Here is a 1,669-nt window from a genome sequence, read left to right as displayed (position 1 = left end):
AGCTTATAATGAATATTCAATATCAAGCTTGGAAAATTTAGTGGGAAATGTTGAAGAAAAGGAAAATATTGCATTAGGAAAAAAAGTTAGTGCATCAATAAATAATGTACCTACTAATCCAACAGATAATTTAACAGATGGTAATAAAGAAACTACTTGGATAGGTGAAAGCAATGTTTCTAGTTTTGATTTAACAGTGGATTTAGAAGCTGAATCAAGTATTGATGGAATGGAAATATCATTAAAACAAATAGCAGGTGGTTTTCCATATACATATAAAGTAGAAGTTTTTAGTGAAAATCAATGGAATGTTGTTGCTCAAAATGATGATGGAGAAATAACAAGTCAAACATTAATAGATTATAAAGGGATTGCAAGTAAAGTAAGATTTACATTTAATACTACTGATACTTCAATTATTCCTGAAGTTGCTGAACTTGCAATTTATGGTAAAGTTGAAAAACAACCAAATTATAAAAATATTGCAGTAGGTGCACCAGTAACTACTCCAGAGGGAACAACTACAAAAATTACAGATGACGATCCTAGTACATTGTGGGTAAGAAATGGAGATAAGTATCCAGCATTATTAACATTGGATTTAGGTAAAGAAGAATATGTAGATGTTCTAGAATTATATTTTGAAAAACCTGGATTAAGATATCAATATGATGTTGTAATTGAAGATGGTAATGGAAACAAAACAACACTTCAAGATAAAAGTGATAATACTGAAGATTTAGCAGGAATGTATAGATTACCAGTAAATCAAAAAGTACAGAAAGTATATGTTAATTTAATGGCAAGAGCACCAGGAGGAGAATTCTATTTAGCATGGCCAGCTTTAGCTGAAATTAAATTATTACAAGAAACTGAAATTGAATTTGAATATCAAAATATTGCTTATGGAAAACCAGGGCATGTAATTAATCAAAATTCATATGATAGTAGTAAATTAACTGATGGATCAACTATTGGTTTAGAAAATGTAGGACCTGATGATTTCCCTACTACTTTCCAAGTTGATTTAGGTAGTGAACAGTTTATTGAAGAAGTAAAGATTTATTTTGAAAAACCAGGAATTAGATTTAAGTTTAAAGTTGAAGTAGAAGACTTAGCTGGAAATAAAACAGTAATTTTGGATAAAACAGATAATGTTGATGATTTAGATGCATCATATACTATTGATGCTAAAGTAAATGGTGCTAAGGTTAATGTAGTTATTGAGGGAAGAGCTCCTGGTGGTGAATTTTATTTAGCTTCACCAGCAATGACTGAAATAGAAGTTTTCGCTAAACCAGAAACAATTACTAATGATAGTAAAGTTAGTGGAAATATGTCTTTAACTGATGAACAAAAATCAGCTTTAATTGATAATGATAATGCTACTAGTGTTGAATTTAATTCAAATGAAGAAAAAGAACTTATTTTTGAATTTGACAAATTAGTTGATATTTATGCTTATGAATTATATAAGTTAAGTGATGAAGCACTTCAATATAAAGTGGAATATTTATCAAGTGATAATAATTGGGAAGTTTTAAGTGATGAAAGTAATAATTTAGATAATAGTAGTAAATATGTAGGAGAGTTTGATGCCGTTTTAACAAATAAAGTTCGTTTAACTATATTTAATGATAGTTGTAATATAAGCGGATTTAATGTATAT

At 28.4% G+C, this 1,669-nt stretch carries 1 protein-coding gene; it reads left to right on the top strand.

Translation table 11 applies throughout. The features are described from left to right. Positions 1-28 precede the first annotated feature (28 nt). A partial coding sequence (locus tag ACLR9T_RS14530) for a discoidin domain-containing protein (RefSeq protein ID WP_413110164.1) occupies positions 29-1,669 on the top strand: 1,641 nt, incomplete at its 3' end.

It is taken from the genome of Thomasclavelia sp., from assembly GCF_047249845.1.
Lineage (GTDB): Bacteria > Bacillota_I > Bacilli_A > Erysipelotrichales > Coprobacillaceae > Thomasclavelia.
This window is presented reverse-complemented; position numbering and strand designations above follow the sequence as displayed.